This is a genomic window from Leisingera sp. MMG026, from assembly GCF_021654205.1.
Lineage (GTDB): Bacteria > Pseudomonadota > Alphaproteobacteria > Rhodobacterales > Rhodobacteraceae > Leisingera.
Genome location: NZ_JAKFZM010000056.1, coordinates 1 through 21,897 on the forward strand (window position 1 = coordinate 1; position 21,897 = coordinate 21,897).

Below are 21,897 nucleotides of genomic sequence, written 5' to 3' on the forward strand. Positions count from 1 at the left end.
AACGGAAGCGGGCTTTGCCAAAAGTCCGGCGACGGGCGGGAGTGCGCCGGGTCAAAGGCAGGCGGACGCATTGCAAAGCCCCGGCGTCCTGAATCCACCGGTGAATAAGAAAAAAGGCGCCTCCCGGGGCGCCTTTCCAGATGTCAGCGGCTTTTGGCTGCTTACAGATAATCCTGCTGCGGCATTCCCAGCACGTGGAAGCCGCCATCGACCCGGATGACTTCACCGGTCGTGCAAGAGCCTGCATCAGACGCAAGGTATACTGCGGTTCCGCCTACCGCCTCCAGCGTGGCGTTGTCACGCATTGGCGCATTCTGGGCTGTGTGCTTGAAGGTCTTGCGCGCGCCGCCGATGGCAGCACCGGCGAGTGTCTTCATCGGACCGGGCGAAATTGCATTCACCCGGATGCCCTCGGGGCCCAGGTCATTGGCCAGGTAGCGGGTCGCCGATTCCAGCGCTGCCTTGGCCACGCCCATCACATTGTAGTTCGGCACCACCTGGTTTGATCCCTGATAGGTCAGCGTCAGCAGGGTGCCGCCGTTTTCCTTCATCAGCGGATGTGCCCGGCGCGCCACTTCGATGAAGGAATAGGCCGAGATATCCAGCGAGTTCTTAAAGTTTGCCCGGCTGGTGTCCAAGAACCGCCCGGTCAGTTCGGATTTGTCCGAATAGGCAATCGCATGGACCACGAAATCGATCGACGGCCAGCGGCTGCCAAGCTGTTCGAACGCCGTATCAAGCGAGGCGTCGTCGGTCACATCCACGTCGACCATAAAGTCCGAGCCGACGCTCTGTGCCAGCGGCTCCAGCCGCTTGCCAAAGGCTTCGCCCTGATAGGTAAAGGCCAGCTCGGCACCGGCTTCGGCCATGGCCTTGGCAATGCCCCAGGCGATGGAGCGGTCATTGGCAACGCCCATAATCAGGCCGCGTTTGCCGGTCAGCAGTCCCGCCATCGTCACTTATTCCTTGTATTTGCTCAGAACCATCGAGCCATTGGTGCCGCCAAAGCCGAAGCTGTTGGTCATCACCGAATCGAGGCCTGCGTTTTCCACCAGTGCGGTGGCAATCTCGCCCGGCTGAATGCCTTCGGCGAGGGTATCAACATTGATCGACGGCGTGATGAAATCATTGTCCAGCATCAACAGGCAGAAGATCGCCTCTAGCGCGCCGGCAGCGCCCTGGGCGTGGCCGGTCATCGACTTGGTCGAGGAGATCGGCGGTACCTGGCCTTCGCCGAATACACGGCGCGCGGCTTCGACTTCGCCGACGTCGCCGACCGGGGTCGAGGTGCCATGCGCGTTGATATAGTCCACCTTACGGCCTTCAGGCAGGGTCGACAGCGCCAGCCGCATTGCCCGCTCGCCGCCTTCACCGGAGGGGGCCACCATGTCGTGGCCGTCAGAAGTGGCGGCAAAGCCGGTCACTTCGGCGTAAATTTTTGCACCGCGGGCCAGCGCGTGGTCGAGGTCTTCCAGCACCACAATGCCGCCGCCGCCGGAGATCACGAACCCGTCGCGGTCCTGGTCAAAAGCCCGGCTGGCCGCGGTGGGGTCGTCGTTTTTCTTCGAAGACATTGCGCCCATAGCGTCGAACAAGCAGCTAAGGGTCCAATCCAGCTCCTCGCCGCCGCCGGCAAACATCACGTCCTGTTTGCCCATCAAGATCTGCTCGGACGCATTGCCGATGCAATGCAGCGAGGTCGAGCAGGCCGAGGTGATCGAATAGTTGACGCCCTTGATCTTGAACGCCGTTGCCAGGTTGGCGGAAATGGTCGAGGACATGCATTTTGGCACGGCAAAGGGGCCGATGCGTTTGGTGGCGCCTGTTTTGGCGACCACCTGATGCGCTGCCAGCATGGCCGAGGTCGACGGGCCGCCGGAGCCTGCCACCAGACCTGTACGCTCGTTCACCACCTGATCTTCCGAGAGACCTGCATCGGCAATTGCCTGGCTCATCGCGATATGGGCGTAAGCCGCACCTGGCCCCATGAACCGCAGGGTGCGCTTGTCCACATGCTGGGCAGTGTCGATTTTCAGCGTGCCGGCCACCTGGCTGCGAAAGCCGTGCTCAGCCATCTCGGGGCTGGCTTCGATGCCGGACTTACCGGCTTTCAGCGCGGCGGTGACCTCTTCAGCATTGTTCCCGATGGAGGAGACAATCCCCAAACCGGTGACGACGACGCGACGCATAGGCGTACTCCTTGGATTCGATCAAACGGATAGAGGTCAGCTTTCGTCTGCCAGCCCGACCTTCATGTCCTTGACTTGATAGATTTCTTCACCATCCGCCAGCACACGGCCATTGGCAACGCCAAGCTTGAGCTTGCGGTCGATGACACGGGTGAAATCCACGAAATAGGTGAGCATTTTGCGGTCGGGTTTGACCATGCCTTTCAGCTTGACCTCGCCAACGCCCATGGCCATGCCCTTGCCGGTCATGCCGCGCCAGCCCAGATTAAAGCCGGTCAGCTGCCACAGCCCGTCCAGGCCCAGGCAGCCGGGCATGATCGGGTTGCCAGGAAAATGGCAGTCGAAGAACCACAGGTCCGGGGTGATGTCGAATTCCGCAACAACATGGCCTTTGCCGAACTCGCCGCCATCCGCACTGATGTCTGTAATGCGGTCCATCATCAGCATCGGCGGTGCCGGCAGCTGGGCGTTGCCCGGCCCAAACAGCTCGCCCCGCGCGCATTTCAGCAATTCGTCCTTGTCAAAGCTGCTCGGGTAATCGGCCATTCGGGCGCATCTCCTGCCTGGGGTCTGGTCTATAAGTATATCTGGTTTCCTGTAACACCCGGCCAAAGGGTCCTGCAAGGGGACCCCGCGTCACTTCCTGCGCTGAATGTGCCACACGCACACAAGAAACACCTGCCTAGCTGCGAATGAATTTCATTTGAAAAACCCTGGGTGTTGCTCCTATATATACGGTCAGCAACGCGATGCAGGATCTGCTCATGACGCCAAACAGCGAAGACACAGCCACACGCTGGCTGACAGAGGCCGGGCTAAGGCCCACCCGGCAGCGGGTGGCGCTTGCCGAATTGCTGGTCGGCGACGGCAAACACCGCCATATCACGGCCGAAAGCCTGTTCGAGTCGGCCAAGAAGAAAGGCGCCGCCGTATCGCTGGCCACCGTCTATAATACTCTGCGCGCCTTTTGCGACGCCGGCGTGTTGCAAGAGATCCCGCTGGACGGCTCCAAAAGCTATTTTGACACCAACACCCATGATCATCCGCATTTCTTCTGGGAGGATGAAGGCCGCGTCAGCGACGCGCCCGCACAGGAACTGGTGATTCACAAACTGCCGGAAGCCCCCGAGGGGATGGAGATCGCCTCAGTCGATGTGGTGATCCGCCTGCGCAAGGTCTGACCTGCCGGCAATAAGCTCTGACCTGCGGGCACTGAGCACTGTGCGCAGAATGTCACGCGCCTTAAAGGCCGGCGAAGCATCCGGCAATTGCGTATGCGCCGCCAGAATCACCGGCTCTTCTGCGGCCTGGTCGGTGATCCGAACAGCGCACAATGGCTTGCCATCATAACTCATCCCGCCAGGCGGCAGGCTGTAGCTGATGCCGACACCCTCGCCATTGGCGGCCAGGCTGCGCAGCAATTCCAGCGAATCCGCCCGGTGGGCAATCCGCGGCACCAGCCCCTGCGCCTTGAACAGTCCCAGCATGTGCTGCACAGATAAGCCTTCCTGTGACAGTACCAGCGGATGCAGCACCACCTCTGCCAGGGTAAGGCCGCTGCGCGTTGCCAGCGGATGTTCAGGCGGCACCAGCGCGTGGGGTGAAAACCGGTCCAGTTCCGCCCGGCTGAACCCGGCATCCAAACCCAGGTCAAAGGTGATGGCCAGATCCGCCTCGCCTTCGGTCAGCGCATTGATCAATGGGTCGAACCCGCAGGCACGGTGGCGGACCTCCACCTCTGGCAGCGCTTGGCGCAGAGCCTTCAGCGCCGGTGCCAGCAGGAACGGCGCAAGGTCTGAGAAACAGGCCAGCATTAGCCCTCTTTGCCCGGCACCGGACCCCTTCGGGTCTTCCAGCCGCCGGGCATGATCCAGCAGTTCCTGCGCCTGTGCCGCGAAGTCCCGGCCCTGCGGCGTCAATGTCAGCGCCGTTCCGCGGCGGCGCAGGAACAATGAATAACCAAGGTGGTCTTCGATCCGGCTGAGGGCTGCAGACAGGGCAGGCTGGCTTACATGCACCGCCTCGGCCGCTGCGGACAGGCTGCCATGCTGCACTACGGCGCAGATATATTCGTAATGGCGTAACGTAAGGTATAACATGAGGTTAAGTCTATAATAGAAAGATATGATTTGAAGCTATGTCCGTTGACCGGCAGGAATGACGCATCAGAATTGCATCATTCAGCAGCGGAGGCCGCCATGGTCCACCCCCTTATCACCCCTGAACACATCGAACAGTTTCAGCGCGACGGCGTTGTCCTTATCCGCGGGTTGTTTGCCGAACAGGTTGAGCTGCTGCGCGCCGGGGTGGCCGCCAATATGGAAAACCCTGGGCCATATGCGTCCAATAACGAAAAGGCCGGCCAGACCGGGCGCTTCTTTGACGACTACTGCAACTGGACCCGCATCCCCGAGTTCCAGCAGGCGATCGAACAATCGCCAGCGGCCGAAGTCGCCGCTGACCTGATGCAATCCCAGTCAGTGCAAATGTTCCACGATCATGTTCTGGTCAAGGAACCGGGCACATCAATGCCGACCCCGTGGCATCAGGACGGGCCATATTATTTCGTCGAGGGGCAGCAGACCATCAGCTTCTGGTCGCCGCTAGATGAGGTGAAGGACGCCGCATTGCGCTGCGTCGCAGGCTCCCACAAATGGGAAAAGGAAGTGCTGCCGACCCGCTGGGTCTCCGAGGAGGATTTCTTTGCGGACGAAGGGCAGTATATGGCTGTTCCTGATCCTGACGCCGAAGGCATGACCGTGGTGGAATACCCGATGCAACCGGGTGATGCGATCGCCTTTAACTACAAGACGCTGCACGGATCCCGCGGCAACACCTCAACTGCGCGCCGCCGTGCGTTTTCGCTGCGGCTGGTGGGCGATGATGCACGCTATGTTGAGCGTCCCGGCCCCACATCGCCACCATTCCCGGGGCATGAAATGCAGCCCGGCCAGCGGCTGCGCGAGGATTGGTTTCCGGTCCTGCTGCAGCGGTAACAGGGGAGGGGGCTTTGCCCCCTCAGGCCTGAGGGCCTTCACCCCCAGGGTATTTTTGACCAGAAAGAAGCAGAAGCGGGCAGCCTTGGCCGCACGGTTATTTTTTCAGATCACGGCGGATGCCCATGTTTTCGGCGTTGGAAAACGAACAGGTTTTGCAGATGCCGAACTGTTTGAGAAAGCCGCGCTTGCGGGCGCGGGCGGCCTCGTCCGAACGGTAGGCGGCGAGGAAGCCGTCCTGCTCGACATTGGGCAGCTGGATCACCTGGTCATAGTCGATACAGCACAGGCCCAGATCGCCGTTCCAGAACACCACCGACTGAAACAGCGGCACCGTGCACATCGCATGGCTGGTGTGGCGCGGGTGGCGGCGCAGCTCTTTCTGACGCGGCAGGAAATGCGCAAACTCGCGTTTCTGGTCGGCGGAGGTATAGGAGCCGATCGAGAATGTCTTGAACCGCACCCGGTCAAAACCTGCGTTGCGCGCCCAGGTCTCCATTTCGTCCATCTGCGGTTCGGAATAGCTGGTCAGCAGTGTCTGCAGCACCGTGACCGGGGTTTTGAAGCCCAGGTCCTTTTTGATGTTCAGAAACTCTTCAATGCTGGCCTTGACCTTATCGAAGTCGGAATTGACCCGGTAAGTTTCCTGAGCCTCCTTTGAAAAACCGTCCATGCACAGATTTACGCGGGCAAGTCCCGAGCGGATCAGCCGTTCACTCATATCCGGAGTGAGGCGGGTGGCATTGGTCGACAGATAGGTGTCATGGCCGTTTTCATGGGCGTAGGCGATGAAATCGGGCAGGTCTTTGTGCAGGGTCGGCTCACCCGAGAAGCTGAAATAGATCGCGGGCTTTTCCCGCTGGTCCTTGAAATCGTCGATGATCTTGCGGAACACGTTCGGTTTCATCATGCCGCGTTTGCGCTGCATGGCAAAGGTGACCGGGCACACCGGGCAACGCAGGTTGCAGCTGTTGGTGGCGTCGATGATGATGATCTTTGGAGGGCGGCGGAAATACGCCAGCGGCAGCAGCCGGGCCAGCACATGCAGTGCCCGTTCATGCAGTGCCGGCGGTTTGGCGGGCAGGTCCGGCTGCGCTGTTTCCGGTTTCAGGTCCGGAACGGGGGCTAGATCTTTCATGCGTTGGCCTCAGTATGCTGCGTACGGGATCCACCTTAAGGTCCGGGAGAGGCGAGGCAAGCCTTTGCGGGGTCACTTTGCGTGAGCATTACGTGAGCGGCCAAGCAGCAAAGTGCACCCGGCCTGTTCGGAGACGAAGCCCGCAGACAGCAATTATAAGCTGCATTGTGTGTAGAAACGGAAATTCTACACTGCGGTCACCGCCGGTTTTGGACGGAATTGCTGCCTTCAATTGGTGTCAGCTGTGCGCCGCAAAGGGCAGCAATATGCTGAATGACAAGCGACGGCTGGCGGTTGCAGGCCCAGCAATGCGGCCACACCTCGGCGGAAAAGGCATCTGTGGCTGATCCAAGACAGCGTCCGGGAGCCGATCCCGGGGCTTGCCAATAACACCGGCAGCGATTGATCAGAGACGCCGAAAACGCCATGTGCACCGGTTGCGGCCTATGCCAGCCTGCACCGGAACTTGCGGATTGACCTTGAGCCTCGGGATCCGGCTCTCCGGCGGGGCTGGCTGGAGCGGCAGCCTTCCGGGGCTTATTTCGAGAAACTCATAGGCAGGTTAAAGCTGATTTGATTGATCTGCAGCTTTTTCGGCGCCGATGGGAACTTGCCGGCCCGGGCGACGGCTTGCAGGGCTGCCTGATCAAAGGCTGCGACACCTGAGGATCTGGCAATCCGGTGGCTCAGCAGCTGGCCTGACCGGGAGACGGTAAGGCGCACCACAACCTGGCCTTTGCCGCTGGTGCCGGCGGGGTAGCGTTTGCGCCGTTCCACACGGGCGCGGATCTTGGCGCCCCAGATACTGCGCAGCTTGGCCCGGCGGCCGGACTCTGCCGTTGCCGCCTGTGCTCCGCCGGATTGCCCGGCCTGAGCGCCGCCGCCCGATCCGGCGGCCCGCTGTTCGGCCCGGCCGGCCGAGGCCTGTTCTGATGTACGGTCCTGCTGCGGTTGCGGTTCAGGCGCGGGTTTAGGCTGCGGATCCGGCTTTGGCTCTGGTTTCTGTGGCTTTGGCGGTGACGGCGGCGCAGTGTCGATTTGCAGATTGTCCGTTCTTGCAGGCGCGGGTATTGCAATCTGTGCTGCAGCCCGCGGTGCCAGGTCAAGTGCCAGTTGCGGCAGGGAAGGGACGTTGGCCGGCGGCAACGGTTCAACGCTTTGGGCTGCGATCTGCGGTGAAGTCTGCGGCGGCTTCTCCCAGGCCTCGGCCATTTCCGCTACAGCTTCAGGCGCCGCCTGGATTGACACCATCGCCGTGCCGCCCGCGCCGCTGGATTGCGCGCCGGAACCGGGCACGCGGGCAAACAGCGACACATGGATCAATACGGCAATGCCGGCAAAAACGGTGAATTCAGCGGCACGTTTCATGGCTGGCGGACCACCAGTTCAGCCTGGCTGAAGCCTGCTGCCGCCAGCTGGCGCAGGAGGCGGGCCAGGGCCGTTGCCTCCAGCCGGGCGTCGGCGCGCAATTGCAGAACCGGGGTGCCGCCGCTGACTGCCGCCAGCCGTGCGAGGGCTTCGCCGCCTTCGGCCCCATCGAAATGCATCCTGCCTTCGGCATTGATGTACAGCACAGGCCCGGCTCCGGGGTCTGCCTCGATTGCTGCGTCCGGCGGGGTTACCTCAAACGGATCAGGCTGCGCCAGGCGCGAGGTCATCAGGAAAAAGATCAGCAGCAGGAACACCACATTGATCATCGGTACGATGGATTCAGTCCGCGGACGGCGGGGCGCCTCTGTCAGGTCCATGCGCGGTTCCTTATTCCACCAGCACAAAATTACTGTAGCCCGCCTGCCGCAGCAGCCCGGTCACATCGGTGATACGCTGCAAGTCGGCGCCGTCGCGGCCGCGCAGGATCAGCATATCGGTGGGTTTTCCCATCAGCGGTGCCAGTGCCTGGGTCAGGTTGCTGTCTGCCACCGGCACGCCATTCACATCCAGATTTCCCGCACCGATTCCGACCAGCCGCGGCGGCCCCGAGTAGCTGCCGCCCTGGGCCGCCAGTGGCAGCTGCAGCACCGCATCGGTGCCAAAGCGCGACGCCAGCATGAAGAACACCAGAAGCAGAAACACCACGTCGATCATGGGCGTCAGGCTTGGCTTGCGCCGCGGTTTCAGGGTTTCGGTGAACTCCATGGCTCTACTCGGCCGCCAGTTTCATCGGCTGCGGGTCATGGGCGATAAAGATACGGGCGGCACTGTCCTCAAGGTCGCGGCGGATGCGGGTGATCACCGCTTCAAACCAGGTCAGCGCGGCAGAGGCGGGGATCGCCACTGCCATACCAGCGGCAGTGGTCAGCAACGCCTCCCAGATGCCGCCCGCCAGCAGCGCAGGGTCAGCCTTGGAGCCGGCCGCTTGCAACGCCTGAAAGGCTGCAATCATGCCCAGCACGGTGCCCAGCAGGCCCAGAAGCGGGGCGATGGTGGCAATCAGCTCCAGCGCGCCAAGACCGGTGGCCGCGCTGGCAAGGTGCAGTTTGGCCACCCTGGCGGTTTCCTCGCGGGCGCGGTCCTCGGGCAGGGCAGCGGCGGCGGTCAGCGCGGCGCTGACGACTTTGGACCGCACTCCGCTCCGGTTATTGACGATGGATCGGGCCGCGGTGCGGTCGCCGCGTTCAAAGGCTTGAACGGCCTGTCCTGCCTTGCCGCGCGACCAGGCGCCGATCAGCGCCAGGCGCCAGATCTTCCACAGAATCAGGGCCATTGTGATCACCGACAAGACGGCGATCGCCCAGATTGAAGGGCCGCCATCGCGCAGGAATTTCAAGGCCTTGGATGAAGCGTCACGTGCCGCCTGTGTCAGGTCATCCTGACTGGCGGGCGGGACTGATGGGGGCATCGGGCCGGCCTTGGGTGCTGTCACCGGGTTCCCGCTTCCCTCGGGCACTTCAGGTCCCGGCGCGCTGGCTGGAAGTTGAGTCACAGAGGCCACGGGTGCGTCCAATGCAATCTCCGGCACCGGCGCGGCAGGGGTTTCCTGGGCTGCCGCCCAGGCCGCGGTCAGCATCAAAAATGCTGCCAGCGCTGCAGGGATACGAATGGTCATGTCTGGCTCCAATTTGCTGCGGTGTAATTGGTTTTAGGATCTGCCCGTTCTGGCTTGAGCGCTGCGCGCGGGTGCTGGGTTTCGGCCTTGTCACAGGCAAACAAAAAGGGAGTACCCAGAGTATTGCCCCCGCTCCGCCAGCATTCCGCTGACATCCCGGCTGAGCCACGTGAATTTGATGCCGTCATCACACCGGCCTGCATGTTGCCTCGAAACAGCGGTAAGCGGCGCAAGAGATCGGCGGCGGTCAGCAGCTGGGCGCCGATCACGGCAGGCAACAGCATCACCCGGCGCATACCGGCGCCTGCGGCCCAGCGGGCCAAATGCGGCACGATCAGCCCGGCAAAGGCAATTGGACCCGCCATTGCAACACTGGCGCCGCACAGCAGCATAATGGCAATTCCGCCCGCCCAGGCCAGGGGGGCGCTGGCGCCTTCCCATTCGGGGTGCTCCCCGCGGGTGGCGGATACCCGGCTCCCGGTCCGGGTGATGACAGTCTCGGTGCGTCCGGAAGTTCCTGTGGCGGCGCCATGCGTGTGCAGCATCTCCTGCCAGGGCGTGCCATTGGAGCCGAACTCAGCCCGTGGGGCGTCTCCCATTGCATCATGGCCCCAAGGCCACACGGCGGAGCACTCGTTGCCATGCCAATTGAGCAAGGCGATTGGCGTGTGGCCCAAGGCCAGCGGAAAACTATGCCCGAAAAAGCTGACAGAGACGATGCGCTCGGGTTTGGCAGGCACGGCGGCCAAGCCGGACAGGTGTTGTATTTCTACCGGAAACGTATCCGTTGCGGCGGGCAGAGCGGTGGCCAGCAGCATGGCCGCCGCCTGTACCGTCATTCCAGTTGTCCGGCGCAGCAGGCCACAGCAGATCGGCTGCGCGGGATTGGCACCCGGAGGTTTCAGCCACAGCCTCAGCGTCACAACATCTCTCCAGCCGGCTGCCTCAGGAGGTTCCGAAGGCCATGTTCTTTGGGGGTGGCTGGACTGACGGCGGGAAAAACCGCCCACGTCTCGCTGAACTCGCGCCCGTATGGCGCGCGGGAATCCGTAAGAAGTCCTAGTGGTTTTGTCAAGAATGTTTCGCATGCCAGCAGGCAGGGCACGGTTTCAAGCTGGTGTTCGAGGAATGCCAACACCATTTTGCCATCGGCTTTATCCACCGGCTGTGCCGTCGCGACTTTGCTGGTACGATCAATGGCCGCAAAGAGATGGAGCTCTCAGCCATTTCGCAACCGTCTTCGGGGTAATGCCAAGCTCCCGGCTCAGCTCTGCGATCGAAGCCTGCGTATCCCGGGACATTGCTGTGCAACACCCCGCCGGGTGACAGAGTGCGGCGCTGCCATCACGACGTCTGTCCCATAGTGTTTCCGTCCACTCCTACGCAAGGATCACACCATCAAACTGCGGGATCGAACAGCCGGGGCGCGATGGGCGCCCCGGCTGCGGATTTATTCGCCGGGAACGGCCTGAAGCTCCGGCTCATCATGGTGGTGATGCTCTTTGACCGGGCGCATCAGCAGGTTGGCAAAGAAGGCCACCGCCAGCAGCGCCGCCATGCAATACATGGTGGTATTGTAGAGGCCGGGGGTCGGATCCAGAGTGCCGGCCGGGGCGATCTCCATCAGTTTGGCGATGGTCACGGTTTTGGCCGCAACCAGCTGATCCAGCTGCGCCACGGGGGCGCCGAACTTGGCCGCAAAGGCAGCCGGGTCGACTTTGGCTGCCAGATCCTGAACCGCGCTGGTCACCGACATCTGCCGCAGCGAGGTGATGGCCAGCGGTCCAAGGACCCCTGCGGTCGACCAGGCTGTCAGCAGCCGGCCGTGGATGCCGCCCACATGCATGGTGCCGAACATGTCGGCCAGATAGGCCGGGATGGTGGCAAAACCGCCGCCATACATCGAGAATATCAGCATTGTCGCCAGGTAGAAGCCCGCCAGATAGATCAGCGACGGATTGGCTGCAGCGGCAGAGGCGAAATAGGGGATCGACAGATACAGCGCGGTGCCCAGAATGAAAAAGCACATGTAGGTGGCTTTGCGTCCGATATAGTCTGACGCAGAGGCCCAGAAAAACCGCCCGACCATGTTGAACACGGAAATCATCAGCACGTAGGTTGATGCAAAGGCGGCGGTCGCCACCAGCGGCATCACCGAGCCGAAGATCTCGGACATCATGGTCTTGGCGACGCCGATCACGCCGATGCCGGCGGTCACGTTGAAGCACAGCATTACCCACAGCTGCCAGAATTGCGGTGTCTTCAGCGCCTGGTCGATATGCACGTCGTTCTGTGTCACCAGCCCCGAGGCGGCGGGTTTCGGTGTCCAGCCTGCCGGCGTCCAATCCTTGGCAGGCACCCGGTACTGGAAGGCGGCCAGGATCATCACCACGAAATAGACGATGCCAAGCGTCATGAAGGTCTGCGCAGCGCCGGTGCTGCCGGTGCCTACCGCATAGGCGCCGGCTTCGCCGCCAAAGGCAGCTGCCTGGGTGGCGCTGGCAAGCACCACTTCGACCTGTCCCTGGGCTGTCTGGGCAAACACCCGGCCGTTCTCGACCACCGTTTGCAGTGTGTCCTGGGTGCCAAGGTAGGTGGGCGCGGTCTGGTACAGGCTCAGCAGCCAGCCTTTGACCGGTGCGGCGATCATCGCGCCGCCGCCAAAGCCCATGATGGCCATGCCGGTGGCCATGCCGCGGCGGTCGGGGAACCAGCGGATCAGCGTCGAGACCGGCGAGACATAGCCCAGACCAAGCCCGCAGCCGCCGAGCACGCCGTAGCCGAGGTAGACCAGCCACAGCTGGTGGCTGGATATGCCGAAAGAGCCGACAATGAAACCGCCGCCCCAGAGCAACGCGGCCACCACGCCGACCATGCGGGGGCCGACCTCTTCCAGCCATTTGCCGGCAAAAGCTGCGGCCAGGCCAAGGCAGACGATGGCCACCGAGAAAATCCAGACAACCGAAGCCAGGCTCCAGTCGTCGGCGCTGGAGGCGATCACCCCCAGTTCGCGGGTCAGCGGCGGATTGAAGACCGACCAGGCATAGACCGAGCCGATGCAGAGGTGGATGGCGATGGATGCCGGCGGCACGCGCCAGCGGTTAAAGCCGGGTCCGGCGGTGATATGGGCCTTGTGCAGGATCCCCAGCCCGCCGGGTGATCGGTTGCTCATGTGTTGTCCTCCCTTGTGCTGTTCCGGCTGCTGCAACCTCCTATTGCGGCGGTCCGAAATGGCGTTCGGCAATGTGCCGTGGCTTGACAAAGGCGGAGGATTGCCACAGCTGTCAATTAAATAATTTAGTAATAACAACAGCTTATCGTGACACTTTGTCTACCGGGGTCAGGGCCGCGGGGCGGTGCCGGGACATTTTGTCCGCACCTGTACAGCGGCTGCGCCGAAATTTGCGCCAAATTGTCCGGATCAGGCAACAGCCGGGCAGGGCAGAAAAATCTCGAAGCGGCTGCCTTGTCCGGGCTCCGACTGGACAGTGATCCGCCCGCCTGCGCGACTCACCAGCTGGTGGCTGATCGACAGGCCCAGCCCGGTGCCCTGCGCCTGTTTGGTGGTGAAGAACGGATCAAAGATGCGGTTCTGCAGCTCAGGCGGAATACCGGTGCCGGTGTCCGTGGCGGTCAGCAGCACGCCCTCCGGGACATCTTCAGCGGTCAGAGTCAGACGGCCGCCGGCGGGCATGGCCTGCACTGCGTTAAGGATCAGATTGACCAGCACCTGCTGCAGTTCTGTGCGCGACATCCGCACCTCACGGGTGCTGGTCAGACGGGTCTCTGCCTCGACCGAACAGGCGTCGAGCTGATGGCGGGTCAGCACCAGGCAGTCCGACAGCACCTCGGCCGGGGAGATCAGCCCGGAGGCGCCGGAGTATTCTTCGGGGCGGGCGAATTGCAGCAATTTCGAGACGATCACGCCGATCCGGTAGACCTGATCGTCGATGAGGCGGAATTCCTCCTCGACCGGGGCGGCGTGGCCGCCCAGCACCGAGCGGGCGAGGTCGAGATTGCCCTGGATCACCGCCACCGGGTTGTTGATCTCATGCGCGACGGAGGCAGTGATTTCACCAACCGCGGCAAGCTTTTCAGAGACAATCAAACGTTCGGTGGTCTGTTCCAGCCGCCGGTTTGCCTCGCGCAGGTCGGCCGTGCGTTCTCCGACCTTGGCTTCAAGGCTTTCGCCCCAGTGCCGCAATTGCCGGTCGCGCTCCTGAACCTGGTCCAGCAGGCTGTCGAAATGAGCGGCCACGCGGGCAATCTCACCGCTGGCAGCCTGCGGGCGGTTGCGCGCGGTGAAGTCGCCCTGTTCGACACGGGCGATGGTCTGGTTCATGCCCTCAAGGGGGCGGAAAATACGCCCGGCCCACCGCAGAAAGATCGGCACCGACAAGGCGGCGATCAGCAGGAAAGCGCCCCCCAGCGCCAGCACCGAGCTGCGCTTGGCCTGGCGGAACGGGGTTTCCAGAAAGCCGACATAAAGCATCCCGGCCCGGCTGCCGCGGCTGTCGAGGATCGGTTCATAGGCGGAGATGTACCAGTCATTCACCACAAAGGCGCGGTCGAGCCAGATTTCACCACGCCCCAGCACCTGACCGCGCACCTCGGCCGAGACCCGGGTGCCGAGGGCGCGCACGTTTTCGAACAGCCGCACATTGGTGGAGATCCGCACGTCTTCGAGAAACAGCGTGGCGGTGCCCTGGCTGCCCTCCGGCAGGCTTTGCTCGCGGTAGACCAGCGCGTTGATGGTGTCGATGAAACCGAGATTGCGGTTCAGCAGCCGCCCTCCGGCCAAAAGCGCAGGACGGCCATCCGGCAGGGTGACCGGAGCGGCCGAGTGAATGATCATGCCGCGGGTTTCGGCGCTGCGGCTGGTGGGCACCGCAGCTTCGGTTGCGACCAGCGGGATGGCGGCGCGGGCGGCAAGGCCGGGGACCAGCGTATCAAGCTGGGCGGCGTTCAGAATGTCGACGGCGCTTTGCCATCGCCCGGCCAAGGCACCGCTCAGAACCGGCCAGTCGGTGGGGGTAAACCCGGGCTGGCCGCCGGGGCCTGTAAGATACAGGAAATCAAGGCCGAGCCGGGCCTGTTCCATCGCCAGGAAATCCGCGGTACTGCCCGCCGTCAGCGCGCTGCGGAGTCGGACCGATTGCGCCACTGCGTCCAGCTGCTCGCCCGAGGTGGCGGTCAGCCGGGCCAGATACTGGTCGGCAATGGTGAGATCGCCGGTCACCTTGCTGATCAGCAACCCGTCGATTTTGTCCGACCAGCGCCAGGTGGTGAAACCCAGCAGCAGCGGCATCAGCACCAGCATCGGCATCAGGGCAATCACCAGCAGCCGCACCCGGACCGATTGCAGCAGCGGGCGCAGGCGGTTCATCGGCTTACAGTCCCCAGGCCGCGCATTTGCGGTCGATTGTCTTGCGCGAGACGCCCAGCTGCCGCGCTGCTTCGCTGCGGTTGCCGCCAACGGCCTCCAGCGCCTGCAGGATCTCGCGGCGTTCGACCTCCTCCAGTGGCAGGATACTGGCCGCAGGCCGGGCGGGGGCCAGCGTGTCCAGGGAGAAGCTGCCGAAGATCAGGGAGCGTTCAATGAAATTCCTGAGCTCGCGGATATTGCCGGGCCAATCATGCCGCAGCAAAGCCGATTTGACGCCGGCGGGAAGCACCAGCGGCGGCAGCTGCAGCTGGGTGGCGATTTCAGTCAGGAACAGTTCGGCAAGGTCAATTATGTCGGAGCCGCGTTCGCGCAAGGGCGGCATCGCAATGTCGATCACATTGATACGGAACAGCAGATCGGCGCGGAAACTTCCGGCGTTCACGGCTTCGGCCAGCGCGCGGCTGGAGCTCATCACAAAGCGCAGATCAAGCTGCACCGTGCGTTCGGTGCCGATCGGGCGGATGCGCCCGTCTTCCAGCACCCGCAGCAGCGTGCTTTGCGCCGAAGGGCTGAGCTCGCCGATTTCGTCAAAGAACACAGTGCCGCCCTGCGCCGAGGCCAGCAGCCCTTCGCGGCCTGCCGGGGCACCGGGAAAGGCGCCGGGGGCATGGCCGAACAGTTCGTATTCGATCACATCAGCCGGGATGGCGCCGCATTGCACCGGCACAAAGGGCGCCCCGGCGCGATTGGAGCGCATATGCAGGTGGCGGGCGGCGACCTCCTTGCCGGTGCCGGAGGCGCCGGTGATCAGCACCGGTGTTGAAACCTGTGCGACCCGGTCCAGGGTGCTGCAGACCCGGGCAATAGCGGGGGAGGTTCCGACCAGTTCGCGGCGGCGGCGGCGGCCGGCGCCGGTGGTTTCCAGCTCGCGGCGCAGAAGCATGTTTTCCCGCTTAAGGCGGGCGGTTTCCAGACAGCGGCGCAGGGCATTGAGGATCTGGTTCGAGCGGAACGGCTTAAGGATAAAGTCCGACGCACCGGCGCGCAGGGCGTCGATCGCGGTTTGCAGATCGGCATAGGCAGTGATCAGTATGGTGTCGGTAAAGCCGCCGTCACGGCGTTGCTCCGCCAGCCATTCGAGGCCTTTCTGGCCAGGCATGATGTTGTCGAGAATCATCACGTCATATTGCCGGGTGTTGAGCAGGGCGGCGGCAGCTTCGGTGTTTTCGGCTTCGTCTACCAGCTGGCACAAAGGGCGCAGGGTTTTCACCAGGAAATTTCGCATGCCCGGCTCATCGTCCACAATGAGTATGCTTGCCAGTTCAAGCGGGTCGGTCAGCGCTGCCAAATCTGTAACTGTCATACCTGCCGCTTTTCGGTGGGGGCGGGAACGGACTATTGTCGCTTTCCAATGGTTTGTCGAGAGAACAGATCCATCAGCCGGGGCTGACCGGGTTAAAGCAACCTATTATCTCTCCTTTTTTTAAAAGGGACGGGTCAAACAGGGCCGACTTCGATCGCGCAAAATCCAGATGCCGTTTGCCTTTGGAACGAATGCGAGACTCTCTTCGGTTCGGATCAACCGCTTCCGCTTGGCTGCCGCGGGGGACAGGTCAGCCACTCGCCGCACCCCGCCGTTCCGACAGACGCTTGTCTGGATTTGTGTCCGCTCAACCCCAGAATTGCGCTGTCCGGTTGAGCGTCCAATAGACCGCAAGCACACCGATCGGATAACTCGCAGGCCGTTGAACCTTCTGGAGCAGCGCAGCAAGGTCCTTACCCCGGCAAAAAACCACCCGCACCATCTGACAAGCGGCCAAGGTCACAGTGAGGAAGAGGATCTGGCCGATCTCGACGCCCAGGTTGAAAAACAGCAGCGCCGTCAACGCCTCGGTTTGCGGCAGACCGGTTTCACGCAGTACCGTAGCGAAGCCGAAACCATGCAGTAAACCGAAGAGTGCAGCGATGAAGATCGGATAGCGCCAACTGAGCGTGCCACGCTTGTTCCGAGCCAATTCGCTTGCCAAAAAGGCAACGGAAAGCGCGATCACCGCCTCGACCGGGGCCACACTGGCCCTTAGGATACCAAAGGCGGCGAACGCCAGCGTCAGCGAATGCGCCGCAGTGAATCCGGTCACCGCAAGGGCCATGCGCCGGGGAGTTCCGGTAAGGAAAATCAGGCAGGCGACGAAGAGAAGATGATCCCAGCCTTGCAGGATATGGTCGATCCCGAGCCCGGCATATTGGCCGGCAACCTGCCACGGACGTTCGCGTGCGGGGATTGTCCAGCCGGTCTTGCCCGGCTCCAGCACCCCGAGGTATGTCTCGCCGGACAGCCGTGTGAAGCGGATCAGGCTTGCGATCGCCGGATTGTGCCGCGGATAGTCGACCCGGACGGTCAGGCCGGACAGGTCCGGCGCGCAGTCATACAGGCGATGTCGCTGTGCGCCCGGACCCGACGTGGGTTCCAGAAGCCGACAAGGCGCTGGCAAGACGACCTGCGGGATGTTGTCAAGATCCACGGTGACGGGCGCCTTCCAGGACGCCGAGAAATGACCAGGCGATATTTCGGCGATCTCGACATAGACCGGCCGCGCCTCATGCGCCGCGGCCGGCGGGGTCCGCACCAGCGTCAGGACAAGCGCCGCCAGAACGCAGGCGGCAACGCGTGCAAACGCCGCGCTCATTTGGTTTCCGTTGCGTGTGCATGACGTAGATCGACCCTGTAAGTGTCTACGATCCGCTGCGTCGCCTGGCGGGCGCGCTCGGCGTTGACACTACGCTGTGCCTCGCGCGTGACGCGCTCGGCCACCTCTTGGAACGTGGGCTGCCGTCCCGGCCGCCGGTCGGTCACCAGGACCAGATGCGCCCCGTGTTCGGATCGGAGCGGACCGGACCAGACACCGCTGGCGAGCATGTCTTCGAAGAGCGCAGCCGTCATCTCATCACCGAAACGGCTCCGGACGTCCTCCAAAGTCCTGTCGATATGATTGGTGCCGAACATGAACCGCTCACCGAAGCCCGGCGCATCCTCGAAGCGGGCATCGCGGTTCCTGAGTTCAGCCAGTGTCTCTTCGGCCTGGCGAAGCGCGCCGGTCATGCCCCGGCCATTTGCGGCGAAGAAGACATGGGTGAAGGTGATCCGCGGATAAACGTAGAAATCTGCCGCATTTTCCCTGAAATAGGCCCGTGCCTCCGCTTCGGTGACGTCCGCCCCCGCGTCAGTGAAACCTTGCGCCATATAGTCAAGCTTTTGAACCAGCCGGCGCTTGATCACATAGTCGGTGCGGTCAAGTTCCAGTGCCCTCGCCTCGCGTGCCAATGCCTCCTCTCGGACAAAGCTCTGCACAATCCGGTCGAGCGCGTCGGAGGACAGGCTATCCAGTTTCGTGGCCGCGGTTTCGGAGTCGAACTGCTTGGTACGATACTGGATGAATTCCAGTAGTGCCACGCGATCCACGACGATGGTCCTTGCGTCCCGCTCCTCGTCCTTGGAGACGGCTGCATGGAGCGCAAACAGTCCGATGGCGAGCACGAGGAAGTGCAGCAACGGTTCTTTCAGCATGGCCCTCACCATCTGCAGCTCCCCTTCTGGTCTCAATCGGATCCTGCGGGCGCCAGCACCGGTACTTCGGTGCGAAGATTATCGCCCGGGCTGTACCAGATCGGCGAAGAGTAGGCGCGTTCGCGGATCACTGGCGGCCGTCCGGTCTCGGCGGGGTCAATCTGAAGTGCAATCGCGTCGTAGAGTGAGTGGCGCGGCGTTGGTATCTGCAGGACACGAACATAGTAGAAGGCACGCAGGCCGGGAGCGAAATCAGGATCGGTCCAGAGTGTGACAAACTCGGGAGCGCCGATGTCGTTGGTATAGCTGCCGGTCTCGGGATCGATCGTGTCACCGACATCGACGGATCCGTCTGTCCGTCCATCCGACAGCACGACATTATAGATCGTCTCATGGGTTTTCCCATCCGTTCCCAGCCAACCCTTGACAACCTGCACCCTGTCGAGATTGGCGCCCAGCGGGTCTTTTACCGCGTGGATCAGAAGGCTTGGCGCGCTGTCTCCTTCAGGCCGGGCCAGATCGCCTCCCATCGGAATGCCGTGGGCGTAGCCGACCGCGGCCAGATCGACCGCTTCGGTAGCATCGGCGGGGAACTTGTAACCGCCGAATACGCGCAACGCGATGCGTGGGCCGGTCGTCGCGTAGACCTCCTTGCGCCGGAAGGCTGCGGCGATCGCTGCCCGGGTGTTCTCGGTTGCCCAGAAACCCGCCAGTCCCTGCGCGGCCATCTCCCAACCAACCGTATTGGGCAGTGTTTCCTTCATTTTGGTGCCGGGAATGCTGTCGGCCGTGAACTTTCCGAGGAAATTGCCCTCGTCCGGTGTGGACAGACCTGTGTGCGCGTCGGTGGAACCGATCATGCCGAACTTGTAGGGGTTCTTGCCGATAGCATTCTCAAGCGTCAGGCCGCGCATCAGCGCGGAACGGGCGTAGCTTCCGGCTTCGATCTTGGCCGAACCGCCTTCGACGGTGATTGATCGGTCGTAGATCTCGAAATATGCAAACGGGTCGTCCGGCGACAGATCAGGGTGTGTTTCTGAATCGCCTTTCACCTGGGTGACCTCGGCAACCGTCTCCCATCGTTCTCGTTGTTCTGCATAGTCCTCGTCAATCGGGTTGCCGCTTTCATCAGTGAGCGGAAACATCGTCCCCTGTGACAGGTTCATGTTATGGGGGATAGAAATGAAATCGGTGTCTTCGCGTTCGGCGGTTTCTGCCAGCCAGTTCCACAGATCACGTGGCTTGGCTGAGTCGATCATGCCATAGGGCAAATATCCCATGGCCTTGTCCTTGCCGTCCGGCGTGAATACCACACGGTGAAGATTGCGCCCGCCGGGTTGCGAGCTCCATTCCCATCCGATGAAGGTGGTAAAGCGCCCCGGGGCGTTGTGCCGTTCCGCGGCGTTCACGATCGCTTCCCAGGCCGTGGCGCGGACTTCCTTTGAATTCAGAGCGATTAATGCGTTCACGTCTTTATTGGCTGTCTGGATGATCTCAAAGAACACCTGTTTGCCCTTGCCTTCATTCAGCATTTTGTTCCAACGCCGCCCGCCCTCGATCGCCATCATTTTGGGATCGCCAAGCCCGATCGCGCGGATCACGCCCAGAAATTCCGCATGATCGCTGACCACGAGGAAATCGAGCGGTGTTTCTAGCTGCGCGCGCTGGCCTGTCAGACCCGCGATCACCGGCAAGCCCTTCGCGAAGCGGTAGGCGGTCTCCGGGTCCACCGTCTCGTTTTGCAGGGCATAGGCGTCGAGCGAGTAGTTGGTGTGGAGATGCGTGTCTCCCCAATAGAGATGTGTGTCTTGACCGAAGACAGGCGTTGACAGCGCCAGGACGCAGGTGCCGACCGTAAGAATGGTTCGCATGGTTTCCTCCTTCCCGGTCCACCGGGTCGTTTTATCAATTGGTTACTGCTGGCGCTAGCAGCCATTGTTTACGAAGCCGCCCGTACACTTTGCTGCGCATACCGTTCGACGATCCGTGTGATCCTTTCAGGGCCGAGCGGCCTGCACACCCCCCGTAAGGGTGGCATCCGCAACAGCAGTGATTGCTTGCTCGTTTCCAGACGCGCCGCCGCAGCTGGCCGGCTACCCCCCCATATGTGGGGTGCCTGCTCTACTGATCCGTCGCATAGCTTGGCCTTGTAGAAAAACCGTAGCCTCTAAAGTCGCTTGGGCATCCGCCCGATGCACAGGAGACCAAAATAGGGAGATCGCTATGCCTCGTTTCTGGGAGCAATTCTATCCAGAGAATGTGCCGACTAAAATCAATACCGAAGCCTACGAAACGGTCGTTGATATGATCGAGACGGCGATGGAGCGCTACAAGGACAAAACCGCGTTCCACAGCCTGTCAAGTTCGCTCACTTTTGGTGAGGTCGACAAACTTTCCAGGGACTTCGCTGCCTTCCTGCAGACAAAGCTGAACCTGAAGAAGGGTGACCGGGTGGCTATGATGACGCCAAACCTGCTTGCCTTCCCGGTTGCGATGATGGGGGTAATGCGAGCCGGTGGTGTACAGGTGAACATCAACCCGCTCTACACAGCGACGGAATTGACGCATCAACTGAACGATGCGGGTGTGGAGGCCATTGTTATTTACGGTGGCTCGACCGCCACGCTGGTAAAGGCTCTAGGCGACACGTCTGTCAAATCTGTGATTACCGTCGACATGGGCGATTGCACCGGCGAGGATATCAAGAGCCCGGAGGCTGATCCCGGCATTCCGAACCCCATCCGTTTCATGGATGCGCTGGCCGAAGGCGCACAAAGCGCCTTCACACATGTCGAATTGAGCCGCGACGACATGATCTATCTGCAATATACTGCCGGCACCACCGGGTTCGCCAAGGGTGCTGTACTGCGCCATAGGAACCTCATCGCCAATTCCGAACAATTCAAGGCGTTCGCGGCGGACGCGCTGCGCCCGGGCAAGGAAACCGTCATTACGGCTCTGCCACTTTATCACATCTTTGCCCTGACCTTGAATCTGCTCAGCTACTTCTCGGTCGGCGCCAAGAACGTGCTTATCGCCAATCCGCGTGACATGGGCGAGTTCATGGAAACCATGAAGAAGCATCCCTTCAGCGTCATCACCGGTGTGAACACGCTGTTCGGCGGCATGTTGCAGCATCCCGAATTCGGCAAGCTGGATTTCTCGAACTACCGGGTTGCGATCGGCGGCGGTGCGCCGGTGTTGTCCTCGACATCGGAGAAATGGCGCAAAATCACCGGTGCCGATATCCTCGAGGGCTATGGCCTGTCCGAGACTTCGCCGATCCTGACGTTGAACCCGATGGGCAAGCAGGGATTTTCGGGCAAGGTGGGCATGCCGCTGCCAGAGACCGAAATCAAGCTCTTGCGCGATGACGGAACCGAAGCGCCGCGCGGCGAGCCGGGTGAGGTCTGCGCCCGCGGGCCACAGGTGATGAGCGGCTACTGGAACCGTGACGATGCCAACGCCGAGTCGTTCACGGCTGACGGCTTCTTCCGCACCGGTGACATCGGCGTGTTCGACGACGAGGGGTATCTTTCGATTGTCGATCGCAAGAAGGACATGATCCTCGTCTCGG

General features: G+C 62.0%; 19 protein-coding genes. 3 read left to right on the top strand and 16 right to left on the bottom strand.

What is annotated here, in order from left to right:
* Positions 1-161: 161 nt before the first annotated feature.
* Genes L1069_RS20885 through fabA form a run of 3 tightly spaced genes read right to left on the bottom strand, consistent with a single transcriptional unit; the run spans position 162 to position 2,735 of the window.
* Positions 162-953, bottom strand: coding sequence for an enoyl-ACP reductase (locus L1069_RS20885; RefSeq protein ID WP_129372001.1), 792 nt, complete (start codon positions 951-953; stop codon positions 162-164).
* A gap of 6 nt (positions 954-959) precedes the next feature.
* Positions 960-2,189 carry a beta-ketoacyl-ACP synthase I gene (gene fabB / locus L1069_RS20890; protein WP_237456925.1) on the bottom strand — a complete coding sequence of 410 codons (1,230 nt, stop codon included), beginning with the start codon at positions 2,187-2,189 and terminating at the stop codon, positions 960-962.
* A 36-nt stretch (positions 2,190-2,225) separates the two neighbouring features.
* Positions 2,226-2,735 (bottom strand): bifunctional 3-hydroxydecanoyl-ACP dehydratase/trans-2-decenoyl-ACP isomerase, encoded by a 510-nt coding sequence (gene fabA / locus L1069_RS20895; RefSeq protein ID WP_129371999.1) that lies wholly within the window; start codon positions 2,733-2,735, stop codon positions 2,226-2,228.
* Positions 2,736-2,953: 218 nt separating this feature from the next.
* Between fabA and irrA the strand changes: the two genes are divergently transcribed.
* On the top strand, positions 2,954-3,370 hold the full coding sequence (gene irrA, locus L1069_RS20900; protein WP_027257565.1) for an iron response transcriptional regulator IrrA: 417 nt from the start codon (positions 2,954-2,956) through the stop codon (positions 3,368-3,370).
* Here the strand turns inward: irrA and L1069_RS20905 are convergent.
* Positions 3,335-4,288 carry a LysR family transcriptional regulator gene (locus tag L1069_RS20905; RefSeq protein WP_237456926.1) on the bottom strand — a complete coding sequence of 318 codons (954 nt, stop codon included), beginning with the start codon at positions 4,286-4,288 and terminating at the stop codon, positions 3,335-3,337. The genes irrA and L1069_RS20905 overlap by 36 nt on opposite strands.
* Before the next feature lie 99 nt (positions 4,289-4,387).
* Between L1069_RS20905 and L1069_RS20910 the strand changes: the two genes are divergently transcribed.
* On the top strand, positions 4,388-5,185 hold the full coding sequence (locus tag L1069_RS20910) for a phytanoyl-CoA dioxygenase family protein (protein WP_129371996.1): 798 nt from the start codon (positions 4,388-4,390) through the stop codon (positions 5,183-5,185).
* A 97-nt stretch (positions 5,186-5,282) separates the two neighbouring features.
* Here L1069_RS20910 and L1069_RS20915 read toward each other — a convergent pair whose 3' ends face one another.
* From L1069_RS20915 to L1069_RS20970, 12 genes are all read right to left on the bottom strand, one after another.
* Positions 5,283-6,323, bottom strand: a complete 1,041-nt coding sequence (locus L1069_RS20915; RefSeq protein ID WP_237456927.1) for a radical SAM protein — start codon at positions 6,321-6,323, stop codon at positions 5,283-5,285.
* Between the two features lie 537 nt (positions 6,324-6,860).
* Positions 6,861-7,691: a TonB family protein gene (locus L1069_RS20920; protein ID WP_237456928.1), complete on the bottom strand. Its 831-nt coding sequence runs from the start codon at positions 7,689-7,691 to the stop codon at positions 6,861-6,863.
* A complete protein-coding gene (locus L1069_RS20925) occupies positions 7,688-8,071 on the bottom strand; it encodes a biopolymer transporter ExbD (RefSeq protein WP_129371993.1) in 384 nt (127 codons plus the stop codon). The genes L1069_RS20920 and L1069_RS20925 overlap by 4 nt, the downstream gene beginning before the upstream one ends.
* 10 nt (positions 8,072-8,081) lie before the next feature.
* The gene (locus tag L1069_RS20930) at positions 8,082-8,459 is read right to left on the bottom strand and encodes a biopolymer transporter ExbD (protein ID WP_129371992.1); all 378 of its coding nucleotides are present in this window, start codon (positions 8,457-8,459) and stop codon (positions 8,082-8,084) included.
* Between the two features lie 4 nt (positions 8,460-8,463).
* The gene (locus tag L1069_RS20935) at positions 8,464-9,369 is read right to left on the bottom strand and encodes a MotA/TolQ/ExbB proton channel family protein (protein ID WP_237456929.1); all 906 of its coding nucleotides are present in this window, start codon (positions 9,367-9,369) and stop codon (positions 8,464-8,466) included.
* Positions 9,366-10,208, bottom strand: a complete 843-nt coding sequence (locus tag L1069_RS20940; RefSeq protein ID WP_237456930.1) for an iron chelate uptake ABC transporter family permease subunit — start codon at positions 10,206-10,208, stop codon at positions 9,366-9,368. Before L1069_RS20940 ends, L1069_RS20935 begins: the two co-directional genes overlap by 4 nt.
* 611 nt (positions 10,209-10,819) lie before the next feature.
* A complete protein-coding gene (locus tag L1069_RS20945) occupies positions 10,820-12,541 on the bottom strand; it encodes an OFA family MFS transporter (protein ID WP_237456931.1) in 1,722 nt (573 codons plus the stop codon).
* A 249-nt stretch (positions 12,542-12,790) separates the two neighbouring features.
* Positions 12,791-14,755 carry a cache domain-containing protein gene (locus L1069_RS20950; RefSeq protein WP_237456932.1) on the bottom strand — a complete coding sequence of 655 codons (1,965 nt, stop codon included), beginning with the start codon at positions 14,753-14,755 and terminating at the stop codon, positions 12,791-12,793.
* A 4-nt stretch (positions 14,756-14,759) separates the two neighbouring features.
* Complete coding sequence (locus L1069_RS20955) at positions 14,760-16,118, bottom strand: sigma-54 dependent transcriptional regulator (RefSeq protein ID WP_237456933.1); 1,359 nt, start codon at positions 16,116-16,118, stop codon at positions 14,760-14,762.
* Positions 16,119-16,425: 307 nt separating this feature from the next.
* Positions 16,426-17,442 carry a HupE/UreJ family protein gene (locus L1069_RS20960; protein ID WP_237456934.1) on the bottom strand — a complete coding sequence of 339 codons (1,017 nt, stop codon included), beginning with the start codon at positions 17,440-17,442 and terminating at the stop codon, positions 16,426-16,428.
* Positions 17,439-18,320, bottom strand: a complete 882-nt coding sequence (locus tag L1069_RS20965) for a peptidylprolyl isomerase (RefSeq protein WP_237456935.1) — start codon at positions 18,318-18,320, stop codon at positions 17,439-17,441. Before L1069_RS20965 ends, L1069_RS20960 begins: the two co-directional genes overlap by 4 nt.
* A gap of 32 nt (positions 18,321-18,352) precedes the next feature.
* Complete coding sequence (locus L1069_RS20970; protein WP_237456936.1) at positions 18,353-20,191, bottom strand: DUF3604 domain-containing protein; 1,839 nt, start codon at positions 20,189-20,191, stop codon at positions 18,353-18,355.
* A 352-nt stretch (positions 20,192-20,543) separates the two neighbouring features.
* Between L1069_RS20970 and L1069_RS20975 the strand changes: the two genes are divergently transcribed.
* Positions 20,544-21,897: AMP-binding protein (locus L1069_RS20975; protein WP_237456937.1), on the top strand; the 1,354-nt coding region annotated here is incomplete at its 3' end.